General features: G+C 71.5%; 15 protein-coding genes and 1 rRNA gene. 2 read left to right on the forward strand and 14 right to left on the reverse strand.

Annotated elements, in window-relative coordinates; translation table 11 throughout:
* Positions 1 to 7: 7 nt before the first annotated feature.
* Both DEJ00_RS15425 and DEJ00_RS15430 read right to left on the reverse strand, forming a co-directional pair.
* Positions 8 to 457: a TIGR02611 family protein gene (locus DEJ00_RS15425; RefSeq protein WP_111057949.1), complete on the reverse strand. Its 450-nt coding sequence runs from the start codon at positions 455 to 457 to the stop codon at positions 8 to 10.
* A gap of 130 nt (positions 458 to 587) precedes the next feature.
* The gene (locus tag DEJ00_RS15430) at positions 588 to 920 is read right to left on the reverse strand and encodes a TraR/DksA C4-type zinc finger protein (protein ID WP_111057950.1); all 333 of its coding nucleotides are present in this window, start codon (positions 918 to 920) and stop codon (positions 588 to 590) included.
* A 50-nt stretch (positions 921 to 970) separates the two neighbouring features.
* Between DEJ00_RS15430 and DEJ00_RS15435 the strand changes: the two genes are divergently transcribed.
* Positions 971 to 2008, forward strand: coding sequence for an LLM class flavin-dependent oxidoreductase (locus DEJ00_RS15435; protein ID WP_111057951.1), 1038 nt, complete (start codon positions 971 to 973; stop codon positions 2006 to 2008).
* 13 nt (positions 2009 to 2021) lie between these two features.
* Here DEJ00_RS15435 and DEJ00_RS15440 read toward each other — a convergent pair whose 3' ends face one another.
* Positions 2022 to 2480 carry an ASCH domain-containing protein gene (locus DEJ00_RS15440; protein WP_220038886.1) on the reverse strand — a complete coding sequence of 153 codons (459 nt, stop codon included), beginning with the start codon at positions 2478 to 2480 and terminating at the stop codon, positions 2022 to 2024.
* 124 nt (positions 2481 to 2604) lie between these two features.
* On the opposite strand from DEJ00_RS15440, the gene DEJ00_RS15445 reads away from it, so the two are divergent.
* The gene (locus tag DEJ00_RS15445) at positions 2605 to 3051 is read left to right on the forward strand and encodes a DUF2510 domain-containing protein (protein WP_111057953.1); all 447 of its coding nucleotides are present in this window, start codon (positions 2605 to 2607) and stop codon (positions 3049 to 3051) included.
* A gap of 147 nt (positions 3052 to 3198) precedes the next feature.
* On the opposite strand, the gene DEJ00_RS15450 is transcribed toward DEJ00_RS15445, so the two are convergent.
* The 11 genes from DEJ00_RS15450 to rrf form a co-directional block, all read right to left on the reverse strand.
* Complete coding sequence (locus tag DEJ00_RS15450) at positions 3199 to 4179, reverse strand: site-specific tyrosine recombinase XerD (protein ID WP_111057954.1); 981 nt, start codon at positions 4177 to 4179, stop codon at positions 3199 to 3201.
* Between the two features lie 37 nt (positions 4180 to 4216).
* Entirely contained in the window at positions 4217 to 4816 is a 600-nt protein-coding gene (locus DEJ00_RS15455) for a DUF1349 domain-containing protein (RefSeq protein ID WP_111057955.1), read from the reverse strand.
* The gene (locus DEJ00_RS15460; RefSeq protein ID WP_071245128.1) at positions 4813 to 5388 is read right to left on the reverse strand and encodes an NUDIX hydrolase; all 576 of its coding nucleotides are present in this window, start codon (positions 5386 to 5388) and stop codon (positions 4813 to 4815) included. Before DEJ00_RS15460 ends, DEJ00_RS15455 begins: the two co-directional genes overlap by 4 nt.
* A gap of 99 nt (positions 5389 to 5487) precedes the next feature.
* Complete coding sequence (locus tag DEJ00_RS15465; RefSeq protein WP_111057956.1) at positions 5488 to 7203, reverse strand: CTP synthase; 1716 nt, start codon at positions 7201 to 7203, stop codon at positions 5488 to 5490.
* Positions 7204 to 7341: 138 nt separating this feature from the next.
* Positions 7342 to 9036, reverse strand: a complete 1695-nt coding sequence (recN, locus tag DEJ00_RS15470) for a DNA repair protein RecN (protein WP_111057957.1) — start codon at positions 9034 to 9036, stop codon at positions 7342 to 7344.
* Positions 9037 to 9072: 36 nt separating this feature from the next.
* Positions 9073 to 9996: an NAD kinase gene (locus tag DEJ00_RS15475; protein WP_071245131.1), complete on the reverse strand. Its 924-nt coding sequence runs from the start codon at positions 9994 to 9996 to the stop codon at positions 9073 to 9075.
* Positions 9993 to 10826: a TlyA family RNA methyltransferase gene (locus tag DEJ00_RS15480; protein WP_111057958.1), complete on the reverse strand. Its 834-nt coding sequence runs from the start codon at positions 10824 to 10826 to the stop codon at positions 9993 to 9995. The genes DEJ00_RS15475 and DEJ00_RS15480 overlap by 4 nt, the downstream gene beginning before the upstream one ends.
* Positions 10819 to 10986, reverse strand: a complete 168-nt coding sequence (locus DEJ00_RS18620) for a hypothetical protein (protein WP_155896846.1) — start codon at positions 10984 to 10986, stop codon at positions 10819 to 10821. Before DEJ00_RS18620 ends, DEJ00_RS15480 begins: the two co-directional genes overlap by 8 nt.
* Before the next feature lie 10 nt (positions 10987 to 10996).
* Complete coding sequence (locus tag DEJ00_RS15485) at positions 10997 to 11986, reverse strand: HAD-IIA family hydrolase (protein ID WP_111057959.1); 990 nt, start codon at positions 11984 to 11986, stop codon at positions 10997 to 10999.
* Between the two features lie 13 nt (positions 11987 to 11999).
* Positions 12000 to 12851: a hypothetical protein gene (locus DEJ00_RS18625; protein WP_111057967.1), complete on the reverse strand. Its 852-nt coding sequence runs from the start codon at positions 12849 to 12851 to the stop codon at positions 12000 to 12002.
* A gap of 1298 nt (positions 12852 to 14149) precedes the next feature.
* Positions 14150 to 14252 (reverse strand): 5S ribosomal RNA (gene rrf, locus DEJ00_RS15495); the annotation flags it as partial.

Consider the following 14252-nt stretch of genomic DNA (forward strand, 5'->3'; position numbering starts at 1 on the left):
CGCGGCGCTAGTGGCCCGGTCGCGCCGAGTTCGCACCGCGAGCGCGCGCACGCACCCCGACCGTCCGCGCCGCACCGGTGTGCGCAGCGTCGACGTCGGCCTTGCCCCGGTCTGCAGCATCCCGCAGGCGCTTCGGCCCGTGCCGCTTGGCCCAGTCCCAGAAGCGGTGCAGCTGCGCCCGGAGCCACGTGATGATCCGGTGGAAGAAGTGGAACTCACTCGCCAGGACCGTCAGGCCGATGAACACCACGAGCCACCCCGGGCCCGGCAACGGCACCAGGATCAGCCCGACGATGACGACCAGCCCGCCCACCAGACCGACCAGCACCTTGTAGAGCAGGTGCACGTGCGGCCGCGCGTGGATCCAGGCGCGCAGGCGGTGGAACCACTGGAAGCGCTGGCGCGGCGTGCCGTCGGCCCGGCCGTCGCCGGGTCGGTCGTTCGGGTCGCCGTCCATGCCGAAAACGTAGGGCGCGCGGCTGGGAATCAGCGGCGCACGGGGTGGACGCGGGGTGCGCATGCCGGGAGGCGCGTGGCGGGGACGGCCCGCGCCTCCAGGCCGTCAGGCGGCACCGATGGCGTGCCCCTCACGCGTGCGCGACGCACGTCGCCGCCCACGGGACGGCGGCCAGCCGGGCCTCCGGGATCGGCTCGTCGCCGACCGTGCAGCGACCGTAGGTGCCGTCGTCGAGTCGTACGAGCGCTGCGTCCACCTGGCGGAGCCGCAGCTGCGCGCCGTCACGGACCGCACCGAGCGAGCCGCGTTCCCAGGCCAGGGTCGCGCCCTCCGGGTCGTGTTCGTCGTCGGAGTTCGCATCCTGCCGGGCGTCGCTGACGTCGCGCATGCTCCGCTCGACCTCGGCGAGCAGCCGGACGTTGCGGACGCGTTCGGCCTCGAGCGCGGGGCGGGGGTCCTCCATCCCGGACACGGTAGTCGCGGCGGAATGGCCCCGCCTCCGGATGCGTTCGCATGGACATGACGAAGATCGGGTTCCTGTCGTTCGGACACTGGCGCGACGTGCCGGGGTCGAAGGTGCGCAGCGGGCGGGAGGCCCTGGTGCAGGCGATCGACCTCGCGGTCGCAGCCGAGGAAGCCGGCGTCGACGGCGCCTACTTCCGCGTCCACCACTTCGCCCCGCAGCAGGCCGCGCCGTTCCCGCTGCTCTCCGCCATCGCCGCGAAGACCAGCCGGATCGAGATCGGCACCGGCGTCATCGACATGCGCTACGAGAACCCGCTCTACATGGCGGAGGAAGCCGCGGCCACCGATCTGATCTCCGGCGGGCGACTGCAGCTCGGTGTCTCGCGGGGGTCACCCGAGACCGCCCTCGCCGGCTACCAGCAGTTCGGCTACGTGCCCGACGCCGCTGACGAGAACGGCGGCGACATGGCCCGTGCGCACACGAACGTGTTCCGCCGCGCGATCGCCGGCGAGCCGATGGCCAACGCCAACCCGCAGATGACCGGCTCGGTCGGGTCCCTGCCGATCTCCCCGCTGTCCGACTCGCTCGGCGACCGCATCTGGTGGGGCGCCGGCACCCGCGCCACCGCCGAGTGGACCGCCGAGCAGGGCATGAACCTGATGTCCTCGACCCTGCTGACCGAGGACACCGGTGTGCCGTTCGACCAGCTGCAGGCCGAGCAGATCGAGCGCTTCCGGCGGGTGTGGTCCGAGTCCGGCTGGGACCGCGAACCGCGCGTCTCGGTCTCGCGCAGCATCATCCCGATCATCGACGACGAGTCGCGCCACTACTTCGGCGTGCGCGCCCAGGTCGAGGGGCAGGACCAGGTCGGGCACCTCGACGGCGGGCTGGCCCGGTTCGGCCGGTCCTACATCGGTGAGCCCGAACAGCTCGTCGCGGAGCTCGCGGCCGACCAGGCCGTCCGGGCTGCCGACACCGTGCTCGTCACCGTGCCGAACCAGCTCGGCGTGGACTTCAACGCCCGGCTGCTCGCCGCCGTGAAGGACGTGTTCACCGAGGTCGACTCGGAGCCCGTCCCCGCCTGACCCGGGCTCGGGGTCAGCCGTTCGGCCAGAGCAGCCGGAACCGCTCGCACACGACCGGCATGTCCGGCGCGAACCCGCGCGGGTTCTCCGGGTGTGCGCGCCAGAACGTCTCGTGCACCCTCCGCCAGTGCTCGAGCGTCCGGTCCCCTTCGCCCTCGGCCCAGGCGTGGTCCGCGCCGACCTGGTCGAACGGCACCACCCGGACCACCGTCGTCTCGATGACGGCACGGGGCGAGCCAGAGCCGTCGGTCACGATGCTCAACTCGTCGGCTGCCGGCAGCGGGTCACCGGTCGCCTCGTAGTCCCAGAGCGACGACGCCGTGCCGACCTTGACCCCGTCGAGCACGAGCTGCAGGAGCGCGTCCGCCTGCTCCGGGGTCGCGCCGAAGGACCACGCCTCCGGCACCGCCGTCGGGAGACTCGGACGCTCACGGCGTCGCGCGGTCCAGAAGTCATCGAGCGTCGAGGGCACGCCCCGACCGTAGTACACAGGCCCGGTCCCCCCTTGTGCTGACACCCGGCTGGGGACTGGGGCGAGACCGACCGCGCTCCTAGGCTCGGGAGCGTCGATCCACCCCGCACCTCGAGGAGCAACCGTGACGCTGCCGGCCGCAGGCTGGTTCCCGGACCCGCAGGACGCCCGTCGTCTGCGCTGGTGGGACGGTCGCACCTGGGGCGCAGCCACGCGGGTCCCCGCGGCCGCTGCTGACCCGGTCACGCCGATCGTCGTCGCGCCGGTGGGGCCGTCGTTCTCGGTGCAGACCGCGGCGATCCGGACGGACGCGTGGGCATCGGGCACCGCCGGCGACCGTCGACTCGGCGTGTTCACGGTGCTCGCGGTGCTGCTCGCCGTGGTCTCGGTCGTCGCGAACCCCTGGGGCCTGGCGGGGCTGCTCGGCGTGGTGTGCGGGGTCATCGGCATCGTCCGTCCCGGGGCCGTCGGCGCCTGGGCGGTCCTGGCGCGGAGCGCTTCGGCGAGCGCCCTCGTCGTCGCGGTGACGACGACGGTCATCGCCGCGTCGGCCCAGTTCCACCTGTTCTGAGCAGCGGGAGCCGCCCGCCGCGGTCCACGGCGCTTCGTGAGCAGAAATGGTCGGGTGCGACGGCGCGACCCGACCATTTCTGCTCACGAAACGCGCCCGTCGCGCACCCGCACGGCCCATGCACCCGCACGACGGGCGCGGGTCCGCCTACCGCCGCGCCCGCGGGTGCGCCGTCTGGTAGACGTCCCGCAGCATGTCCGCCGTGACCATCGTGTAGATCTGCGTCGTGGCGACACTCGCGTGCCCGAGCAACTCCTGCACCACGCGCACATCGGCACCGCCCTCGAGCAGGTGCGTCGCGAACGAGTGCCGGAACGTGTGCGGTGACACGTGCGCCTCCAGGTCGGCGGCAGCAGCGGCGGCCTGGATCACGAGCCAGGCGCTCTGCCGCGACAACCGCGCTCCACGGGCACCGAGGAACAGTGCCGGCGTCGACGGCCCGCGCGCAGCGAACACCGGCCGTGCGCGCACCAGGTAGGCGTCGATCGCGGCCCGGGCGAAGCTGCCGAGCGGCACGATCCGCTGCTTGTTGCCCTTGCCGGTGACCTTCACGACGGAGAGCTCGCCGTCGGCGTCCGACAGCGTCGTCACGTCGTCGACCGACAGTCCCACCGCCTCGGAGATCCGCGCACCGGTGGCGTAGAGCAGCTCGAGCAGGGCCTTGTCCCGCAGCTGGACGGGGTCGTCGGCGTCGACGGACACCGCCCCGAGCAGCCGTTCCATGTCCTCGACGGGGATCGCCTTCGGCAGTCGCATCGGGGCCTTCGGCGGCCGGACGGCGGTGCCCGGGTCGAGCGGCAGCCAGCCCTCACCCGCGGCGAAGGCGGTGAACGAACGCACCGAACTGAGCATCCGCGCGATCGACCGCGGTGCGAGCGGACCTTCCGGTCGGGTGGCCAGGTGTGTCACGAACCCCGAGACGTCCGCCCGTGCCAACCGTGCCACGTCCAGCAGCGCCGAGGACCCCCCGGCCCGGTCCGCACCGTCCGACTCGACGACCGGAGCGTCCGCCAACCACGACGTGAACACCGCGAGGTCCCGCCGGTACGCGGACAACGTGTGCTGCGAGAGTCCCCGCTCGATCGCGACGTGCCGCAGGTACGTCTCCGCGGCACGGTCGAGGGGCATCACCTCAGCAGGCTAACCGGCGCGGGGCCACCCGCGGTCAGTGCAACGCCTCGTCCGGCGTGCCCACGCGGAACCCGGTGAACGTCACGGTCAGCCCGGCCCGCGTCGGCCCGGCGCACAGCAGCCCCGCGGACACGACGGCGTCCGGGTCGAGGTACGCGACCCGCACCAAGCGGGACTCGTCACCCTCGGCCCACGCCCGGATCGTCACGGCGTCACCATCGCGGCTCGCGCGGACGGTCACCACCCGGCCCGCCCACTCCGGCACCGGCGACACCGACCAGTCCGAGAACCCACGCGTCACCACGGCGCCGAGCTGCGGGGTTCCGTCCGAGAACTCCACGCCGGCCTTGATCCAGGTCTGTTCGTCGACGCGCAGGAACACCCCGGCCTGGTCGAACTGCTCGGTGTAGTCGAGCACGAACGACGCCTCGACCGAGAACGGCCCGTCGGTCGGCTGCAGCAGCGCGTGCTCGGAGTCGTGCACGAAGCCGTACGAGGTGGTCCGCCAGGCGTCACTGCCCTCGACCGCGGTGACGCGGAACACGTCGCCGTCCAACTGGGCGGCCTCCGGCTCGTGCGTCCACGTCCCCGTGGCGACCAGCTCGCGCAGACCGTCGCCCGCGGACCCGCTCACTTGCCGCGCTGTTCGATGGCCTCGACGGCGAGCGTCGCGACGACGAGGGCCGAGTTGTTGAGCCGACCGCCCAGGATCCCCTCGAGGAGCTCCGCCCGCGGGACCCAGCGGGTCACGATGTCGGCCTCTTCGGCCTCGCGCTCGAAGGCGGACTCGGTCGATCGGACGCCGCGCGCCCGGTAGATCTGGATGAACTCGTCGCTGCCACCCGAGGACGTGTTGTAGCGGACCAGTGGCTCCCACGTGTCGGCCTCGAGGTCGGCCTCCTCGCCGAGCTCGCGCTTCGCGGCCGTCAGGTGGTCCTCGCCCTCCATGTCGAGCAGACCGGCGGGCAGCTCCCAGTCGCGCAGCCGCACCGGGTGTCGGTACTGCTGGATGACCAGGACGCGGCCCTCGTCGTCCTCGGCGTACACGGCGACGGCGCCAGTGTGGTCGATGTACTCGCGGACCATCGAGTCGCCGTTGTACGCGACGGTGTCGCGGCGCACGTCCCAGACGGCGCCCTCGTACACGACGGTGGATTCGGTGACCTCGAAGGAGGCGGACTCGTCAGCGATCGGTGCGTCTGTCACGTCTCCATCCAAGCACGCGCCCCTGACGCGGCGACAGACGGACGGGAGGCGCGGTGCCAGCTGGCACCGCGCCTCCCGTCCGATCGTGGAGACCGGCGCTTACGCGACCTGCTCCTCGGTCTGCGGGTCGAACAGGCTCGACGCCTCGTGGCGCTCGATCGCGGCCGCGACGAGTCCCGCGAACAGCGGGTGCGCATCGGTCGGACGCGAGCGGAGCTCCGGGTGCGCCTGGGTGGCGATGTAGAACGGGTGCACGTCGCGCGGGAGCTCGACGTACTCCACCAGCGTGCCGTCGGGCGACGTGCCCGAGAAGACGAGGCCGGCGTCCGCGATCTGCTCGCGGTACTTGTTGTTCACCTCGTAGCGGTGACGGTGCCGCTCGGAGGCCTCCGGCGCTCCGTACAGCTCCGCCGCCAGCGAGCCTTCGGTGAACGACGCCGGGTACAGGCCCAGGCGCATCGTGCCGCCCAGGTCGCCGCCGGCGATGATCTCGACCTGCTCCGCCATCGTCGCGATGACCGGGGTCGAGGTCTCGGGGTCGAACTCGGTGCTCGACGCGTCGGTCAGACCGACCTCGTGGCGGGCGTACTCGATGACCATGCACTGCAGGCCGAGGCACAGGCCGAGCGTCGGGATGCCCTGCTCACGCGCGAACTTGAGCGCGCCGAGCTTGCCCTCGATGCCGCGCACGCCGAACCCACCGGGGATGCAGATGCCGTCGACGTCGCCGAGCTGCTTCGCCGCACCCTCGGGCGTGGTGCAGTCGTCGGACACGACCCACTTCAGCGTCACCTTGGCGTCGTGCGCGAAGCCGCCGGCACGGAGCGCCTCGGTGACGGACAGGTAGGCGTCCGGCAGGTCGATGTACTTGCCGACCAGGGCGATCGTGACGGCCTTCTTCGGCTCGTGCACGGCCTTCAGCACCGGGGTCCACGCGGTCCAGTCGACCGGACCGGCGTCGAGCTTGAGCGCATCGACGATGACCTGGTCGAGGCCCTGGTTGTTCAGCAGCGTCGGCAGGTCGTAGATCGACGGGACGTCAACGGCGTTCACCACGGCGTCCTCGTCGACGTCGCACATGAGCGCGATCTTGCGCTTGTTCGACTCCGACACCGGACGGTCCGACCGCAGCACGAGCGCGTCGGGCTGGATGCCGATCGAGCGGAGCGCGGCGACGGAGTGCTGCGTCGGCTTGGTCTTCTGCTCACCCGAGGCGTTCATGAACGGCACCAGCGAGACGTGCACGAAGAACACGTTGTTGCGGCCGAGCTCGTGCCGCACCTGTCGGGCGGACTCGATGAACGGCTGCGACTCGATGTCGCCGACGGTGCCGCCGACCTCGGTGATGATGACGTCGGGCTGGGGGTCGTTCTGCGCCTGCTCGCGCATCCGGCGCTTGATCTCGTCGGTGATGTGCGGGATGACCTGCACCGTGTCGCCGAGGTACTCGCCGCGACGCTCCTTGGCGATCACCGTCGAGTACACCTGACCGGTCGTGACGTTCGCGGCCTGCGACAGGTTGATGTCGAGGAAGCGCTCGTAGTGCCCGATGTCGAGGTCCGTCTCCGCACCGTCGTCGGTCACGAAGACCTCGCCGTGCTGGAACGGGTTCATGGTGCCCGGGTCCACGTTGAGGTACGGGTCGAGCTTCTGCATGACGACCTTGAGGCCGCGAGCCGTGAGCAGGTTGCCGAGGCTGGCCGCCGTCAAGCCCTTGCCGAGAGACGAGACGACCCCGCCGGTCACGAAGATCTGCTTCGTCACCTTCGGGGTCGAGTTCGAAGAATTGGTACCGCCGCTGAGAGTGTCCGCCACGGGATTCCATCGTACGTCAGAACTGCCGGGAGGCGCGACCTCGGTTCGCCGTGGGCGTTGCGCGGGTGGGTGGCCGGGTCCTCGGGCCGGGTCCGGGTCCGGGTCCGGGTCCGGGTCCGGTACCCGCCTGCTTGGTCGTCAGGCCCGCTGGCCGGCCACGTCGAGCAGCTCGCGTGCGTGCTCGATGCCACTGGCGCTGTCACCGAGTCCGGAGAGCAGCCGTGCCATCTCCTGCAACCGGTCCTCGCCCTCGAGCCGACGCACGCTCGACGACGTGACGGCCCCGCTGGCGTCCTTCACGACGTTGAGGTGGTTGTTCGCGAACGCCGCGACCTGGGCCAGGTGCGTGACCACGATGACCTGCGTGCGCTCGGCGAGCTTCGCCAGCCGTCGGCCGATCTCGATCGCCGCCGCCCCACCGACACCCGCGTCGACCTCGTCGAACACGAACGTCGGCACCGTGGTGCTGCCGGCCATGACGACCTCGATCGCGAGCATCACGCGGGACAGCTCACCGCCGGACGCGCCCTTGCCGATCGGCCGGGGGTCGGTGCCGGAGTGCGGCTGGAGCAGGATCGTCACCTGGTCACGGCCGTGTCGGCGGTACTCGCCGGCGTCGGTGACCTCGACCACCAGCGTCGCACCACCCATCGCGAGGGTCTTCAGCTCAGCGGTCACGCGCTTCGCCAGGTCGGCCGCAGCCTTGGTGCGCGCCGTGGTGAGCGCGGCGGCGGCGGTCTCGAGCGCCTGCTCGTCCTGCTCGACCGACTGCTGCAACGCCGCGATCCGGTCGTCGTCGCCGTCGAGCTCGAGCAGCCGGTCGCTCGCGCGCTGCCCGTAGGCGATGACGTCGTCCACCGTCTCGCCGTACTTGCGGGTGAGGCCCGCCAGCAGGGCACGGCGTTCGTTGATGAGTTCGAGGTCGTGCCCGGCCTCGGGTTCCAGGGAACCGAGGTAGCTCGAGATGCTCGCCGAGGCCTCGGCCGCCTGGATCCCGAGTTCCGTGAGCTGCTCGAGCACCGGCTGCAGGGCGCTGTCCGACGACACCACGCGCTCCACGGCACGGCGTGCGGACTCGACCAGGCCGACGACGTCGGAGACGCCGTCGAGGGACTCGCTGGACAACGCCTCGTGCGCCAGGGCCGCGGACAACCGGAGCTCCTCGAGGTTGCCCAACCGTTCGGCGCGCTCGGCCAGCTCGACGTCCTCGCCGGGCTGCGGATCGGCGGCCTCGATCTCGTCGGAGGCCGCGCGGATCCGCTCGGCCTCGGCCACCCGGTCGTCCCGGTCGCGGACCAGGACCTCGAGTTCACCGGTGTGCTGCTGCCAGGCGTCGTACGCGGCGACGTACCGGGCGAGGGCCTTCTCGAGCGGGGCTCCCCCGAACCCGTCGAGGGCAGCCCGCTGCGCCGTGGCCGAGGTCAGGCGGATCTGGTCCGACTGCCCGTGCACGGTGACGAGCTGGTCGGCGAGCTCGCCGAGCACCGCCACGGGCGCACTGCGACCGCCCACCGTGGCACGGCTGCGCCCCTCGGCGGAGACCGTGCGGGTGAGGATGAGTTCGCCGTCCTCGACGGTGCCGCCGGCGTCCTCGACGCGTTCGGCGACGGCGTCCTGCTCCGGGACGTGCCAGCGACCTTCGACGACGGCGCTCGACGCACCGCGGCGCACCGAACCGGCATCGGCCCGCGCACCGAGCAGCAGCCCGAGCGCCGTGACGATCATGGTCTTGCCCGCACCGGTCTCGCCGGTGACGACGGTGAAGCCCGGCCCGAGTTCGAGCGTGGTCTCACCGATGACACCGAGGTCGCGGATCGCGATCTCCTCGATCATCGGTCGTCCTCCGTGCTCATCGGTCGTCCTCCGTGCTCATCGGTCGTCCTCGTCGCTCTGGGGGCCGCGCCACCCGGCGACGGGCAGCTGGAACTTCGCGACCAGGCGGTCGGTGAACGGAGCGTCCTTGAGTCGGGCGACACGCACCGGGTCGGGCGAACGCCGGACCTCGACACGGGCGCCCGGGGGCAGGTCGTGGGTCCGTCGGCCGTCGCACCAGAGGACACCGACGCCGCTCGTGCGCCGCAGGACCTCGATCGCGAGCGTGCAGTCCGGCCCGACGACGATCGGACGGGCGAACAGGGCGTGGGCGCTCAGCGGCACCATGAGCAGCGCGTCGACATCCGGCCACACGATGGGGCCACCACCGGAGAACGAGTACGCGGTGGAGCCGGTCGGGGTCGACACGACCACGCCGTCGCAGCCGAAGGACGACAGCGGGCGGCCGTCGACCTCGGTCACGACCTCGAGCATCCGCTCCCGCGAGGCCTTCTCGATCGTGGCCTCGTTCAGCGCCCAGCTCGAGTAGACGATCTGGTTGCCGACGACCACATCGACCTGCAGGGTGACGCGTTCCTCGACGTTGTACTCGCCGGACAGCGCGCGCTCGACCGTCTCGGACAGGCCGTCACGCTCGCTCTCGGCCAGGAACCCGACGTGCCCGAGGTTCACCCCGATGAGCGGAGCGCCGGTGTTCCGCACGAGTTCCGCCGCGCGGAGGATCGTGCCGTCGCCACCGAGCACGATGACGATCTCGAGCTGGTTCGGCTGGACGTCGACGCCGAGGATGTCGACCTTGCCGACCGACGCTTCGGCACGACGGATGTCCGCGTACTCGTCGAAGGGCATGACGGGCGTGAGACCGGCCGCGTGCAGGAGGTCGCAGACCTCGACCGCAGCGTCGATCGAGTCACGGCGACCCGTGTGGGACACGAGCAGGATGTGCCGTTCGTCACTCATGAAGACCCTTCCGTGAGTTCGGTCGCCCGGACTCTCCATTCTGTCGGATTGCCCCCGACACCGCGCTGGAAGCGGGCCAGGTACTCGTGGTTGCCGTGCGTCCCGACGATCGGGGACGCGGCGAGCCCACTGGTGCCGAGGCCCAGGTCCCACGCCGCCCACAGCACGTTCATGAGCGCGTCGTTCCGGAGTCCGGCGTCGTGCACGATGCCCTCGCGCACACCGCCACGGCCCACTTCGAACTGGGGCTTCACCAGGAGCACGAACTCGTCCGCGGGGACGGCTTCGGCCAGCGCCGGCAGCACGAGTCGGAGCGAGATGAAGGACAGGTCCCCCACCACCAGGCTCGTCTCGACGGCGGCGCCGTCGAGCGCCAGGTAGTCGGCGCACGTGAGGTTCCGCGCGTTCGTCCCCTCGACCACGGCGACGCGTTCGTCGAGTGCGATGGTGGGGTGCAGCTGCCCGTGGCCCACGTCCAGCGCGATGACCCGGCGCGCGCCGCGCGCGAGCAGCACCTGGGTGAACCCACCGGTGCTCGCACCCACGTCGAGCACGACCCGGTCGGCGGGGTCGACATCGAACGCGTCGAGTGCGCCGACGAGCTTCCGGGCAGCACGCGAGACCCATTCGTCCGCGGCGTCGACCTCGATGTCCGCGTCGGACGCGATCGGCGTCGACGGTTTCAGGACGGCACGGCCGCCCACGAGCACCCGGCCGTCCTGGATCAGCTTGCTGGCGACGGTGCGCGACCGTGCGAGCCCGCGTGCGGCGAGGAGGGCGTCGAGGCGGACCGGGGTCGCGTCGTGCACGGCTCCGTCCGGCTCAGGCACTCGCGGAGCCGCCGCTCTCGAGCCGCGTCCGCAGCTCGTCGTGCAGGGCGGAGAAGGCGTCGGCACGGTCAGCGAGCGGCAGGGCCTCGGCCTCGGCTGTGCGCGCGGCGAAGGCGTCCTGCTGCTCGGGATCGGCGGACGGCTGCTCGGGGTTCGGCACGTCCGACACGCTACTCGCCGCCGTACAGCTGCGGGTCCACGTCGAGGCCGTAGATGGCCAACCCGGACTCCCAGATGAGCGTCGAGCCGGCACGGAGCCGATCGATGTCCGTCCCGGCATCGAGCACCCGGACGACGTGCCCGCGCATCGCCACCGTCGAGGTACCGACGGTCACGTACCGGGTGCCGTCCTCGTCCTCGCGCCGCGCCGTCTCCGGGTAGGGCTGGGACAACCCCCGGAGGTCTTCGAGCACGTAGGTGGGACGCGAGCGCTGGTCGGCCGCGAGCACCTGCTTCGCCTTGTCGATGCCGGTGAGCACGAGCACGCTCGGGATACCGGCGTCGTTCGCACCCTTGATGTCGGTGTCCAACCGGTCCCCGATGAACAGGGTGTGACCGCCGCCGAAGCGCTCGAGGGCCGTGTCGAAGATCGGCCGCTCGGGCTTGCCTGCGACCACGGGCATCCGGCCGACCGCCTGGTGCACGGCGGACACGAGTGTGCCGTTGCCGGGTGCGATGCCCCGCTCGACCGGGATCGACCAGTCCATGTTCGTGGCCACCCACGGCACGTCCGGGTCGGCCAGTGCGAACGAGGCCTCGGCCAGTTCCTTCCAACCGAGGTCCGGTGAGAAACCCTGGATGACCGCGGCCGGGGAGTCCTCGGCACTCGAGGTGACCGTGAACCCGGCTGCCTCGACGATGCTCGACAGGCCGAGCCCGCCGGTGACCAGGACGGTCGACCCGGCCGGCACCAGGGTCGCGAGCAGCTGGACGCCGGCCTGCGACGAGGTGACGACGTCACCCTCGGACACATCGAGCCCGTACCGCTCGAGGTGCTCTGCGACGTCGATCGGGCGGCGCGACGCGTTGTTGGTGATGTAGCCGACGCGCGCCGTGAGCGAGGCCCGGGTCAGGGCCTCGACCGCGTGCGGTATGGCGTTGCGGCCGCGGTAGACGACGCCGTCGAGGTCGGTGAGGACCACGTCGACGCCGTCGGTCAAGGCCGCCGACTGCTCAGTCGGCTGCGGAGCCGTCGACGTCGCGGGGGTTGTCGTCGTCGATCTCGCCGGGCTCGTCGGCTGCGGAGGTGTCGTCGTCGAGGTCGTCGAGGGCGGGTTCGTCATCGAGGTCGTCGTCGAGGTCGTCGGCGGATTCGTCGTCGCCGTCGAGTTCGTCGGTCGCGACGTCGTCGGCTCCGAGGTCATCGGCGTCGTCGTCTCCGGCGTCTCCGCGTTCTTCGACTTCGAGCGTTTCCTCGACCACATCAACTGTCTCCCAAGCGTTGTCGTCCGCGATTTCGGCGAGGGCCGCTGCCGCGCGGTCCACACGGGCCCACCACTCGTCGGCCTCGTCCTGTCGACCGAGCTCCTCGAGCGTGGCCGCGTAAGCACTGTAGAGCGCCGGGGACCACGTGTAGGCGGTGGACGGGTCGAGCTGTGGAATCTCCAGCTCGCCGAGGGCGGCTGTGGGGTTCCCGAGGTCGAGACGAGCGCCGGACATGGCGATCGCGAGCTCGACCTGCACGGGGGTGTCGAGGGCCGAGCGCTCGACCGAGCGACCGAGCTCGAGTGCCCGCTCCGGACGGCCCAGGCCACGCTCGCAGTCCACCATCATCGGGAGCTGGTCGTTGCGACCGGAGATCCGACGGTAGGTGCGGAGCTCCCGGAGCGCGGTCGCGAAGTCGCCGAGGCGGTACGCGGTGATCGCGGCCGTCTCCCGGACGACACCGACACGACCGGCACGACGAGCAGCGCTCAGGGCGTGCTGGTTGGCCGTCTCGGGGTCGTCGTCGACGAAGAGCGCAGCTGCCACGAGGTGACGCGCAACCCAGTCGGCGTTGTCCTTGCTGAGGGTCTTCAGCTCCATCCGGGCCGCAGGGTCGAGGTCGCGCGCCTGGATCTCCTCGGGGATCTCGGGGTCGTCGTGGCGCGGACGGATCGACTTCGTGCCGTAGGGGTCGCGGTCTTCCCAGTCGTCGCGCGCGGCCTCACCGAAACGGGCGCCGGCGTGACGGCTGCCGTCACCGAAACGACGACGGTCCTCACCGCCGTCGCGGGCCGGGCGGTCCGACGAGCCGCCGCGGAACGGACGGTCGGACGAACCACTACGGGCCGGACGGTCGGAGGAACCACCACGGTACGGGCGGTCGCCGTCACGGGCGGGACGATCCGAACCACCACGGAATGGACGGTCGCCATCTCGAGCGGGACGATCCGAACCACCACGGTACGGACGGTCGCCATCGCGGGCGGGACGGTCCGAGGAGCCGCCACGGTACGGACGGTCACCGTCCCGAGCCGGGCGGTCAGAGCTACCACGGAACGGACGGTCGCCATCACGCCGCGGACGGTCCGACGAACCGCCACGGTACGGGCGGTCGCCATCACGAGCGGGACGGTCCGACGATCCGCCACGGTACGGACGGGCGCCATCACGAGCGGGACGGTCCGAACCACCGCGGTACGGGCGGTCGCCATCACGGCGCGGACGGTCGGAGCTCCCGCTACGGAACGGACGGTCACCGTCACGAGCCGGGCGGTCGGAGCCACCACGGAACGGGCGATCGCCATCGCGACGCGGACGATCGGCACTGCGCGGACCATCGCCGCGCGGCGGCCGGCCGGAGTCACCACGGTCGCCCTGCCACGACGGACGGTCGTTCCGGTCGCCGGAACGGAACGGACGGTCGCCGTCGCGACGCGGAGCGCTGTCCCGTCGAGGCGCGCCGTCACGGAACGGACGGTCTCCGCCATGCGGACGATCACGACGGTCGCCTTCGCGGCGCTCGAATTCGCGAGGACCGGACGACCAACGACCATCACTCTGGCCGTCCCGACGCGGAGCGTCGTCGCGACGCGGGAACCGGTCGCTGTCCCGCCGGGGTCGATCTCCGCGGTCCCCGTCGTTCCGCCGCTGATCGTCGTCGTTCGCCACCGTTGCTCCTCATCGCGTGCCCGGTGCAGTGCCTCGGGCGTTCGTCCGCTGTGTCGTTGTGTTGGGTGCCGCGTCGGTCACCCGACGTCGGCCTCCAGTCCATCACGAACCAGAGCCGGCGTCGAGCGAACGGCGGCGAAAACAGAAATGGCCACCGGCCCCGACCGAGAACGAGGGTTTCCCCTGCGATTCTCGATGGAGGGCCGATGGCCACATCTTTCATACGTTAAGTCCGGCGGCGTCCTACTCTCCCACAAGGTCCCCCTTGCAGTACCATCGGCGCTGAGAGGCTTAGCTTCCGGGTTCGGAATGTGACCGGGCGTTTCCCTCTCG

Source organism: Curtobacterium sp. MCLR17_039 (assembly GCF_003234745.1).
Lineage (GTDB): Bacteria > Actinomycetota > Actinomycetes > Actinomycetales > Microbacteriaceae > Curtobacterium > Curtobacterium flaccumfaciens.

What these genes read in the sequence shown, in the direction of transcription:
- DEJ00_RS15425 (WP_111057949.1), bottom strand. Translation starts at nt 457, where the DNA reads ATGGACGGCGACCCGAACGACCGACCCGGCGACGGCCGGGCCGACGGC.
- DEJ00_RS15430 (WP_111057950.1), bottom strand. Translation starts at nt 920, where the DNA reads ATGGAGGACCCCCGCCCCGCGCTCGAGGCCGAACGCGTCCGCAACGTC.
- DEJ00_RS15435 (WP_111057951.1), top strand. Translation starts at nt 971, where the DNA reads ATGGACATGACGAAGATCGGGTTCCTGTCGTTCGGACACTGGCGCGAC.
- DEJ00_RS15450 (WP_111057954.1), bottom strand. Translation starts at nt 4,179, where the DNA reads ATGCCCCTCGACCGTGCCGCGGAGACGTACCTGCGGCACGTCGCGATC.
- recN (WP_111057957.1), bottom strand. Translation starts at nt 9,036, where the DNA reads ATGATCGAGGAGATCGCGATCCGCGACCTCGGTGTCATCGGTGAGACC.
- DEJ00_RS15475 (WP_071245131.1), bottom strand. Translation starts at nt 9,996, where the DNA reads ATGAGTGACGAACGGCACATCCTGCTCGTGTCCCACACGGGTCGCCGT.
- DEJ00_RS18625 (WP_111057967.1), bottom strand. Translation starts at nt 12,851, where the DNA reads ATGGAGCTGAAGACCCTCAGCAAGGACAACGCCGACTGGGTTGCGCGT.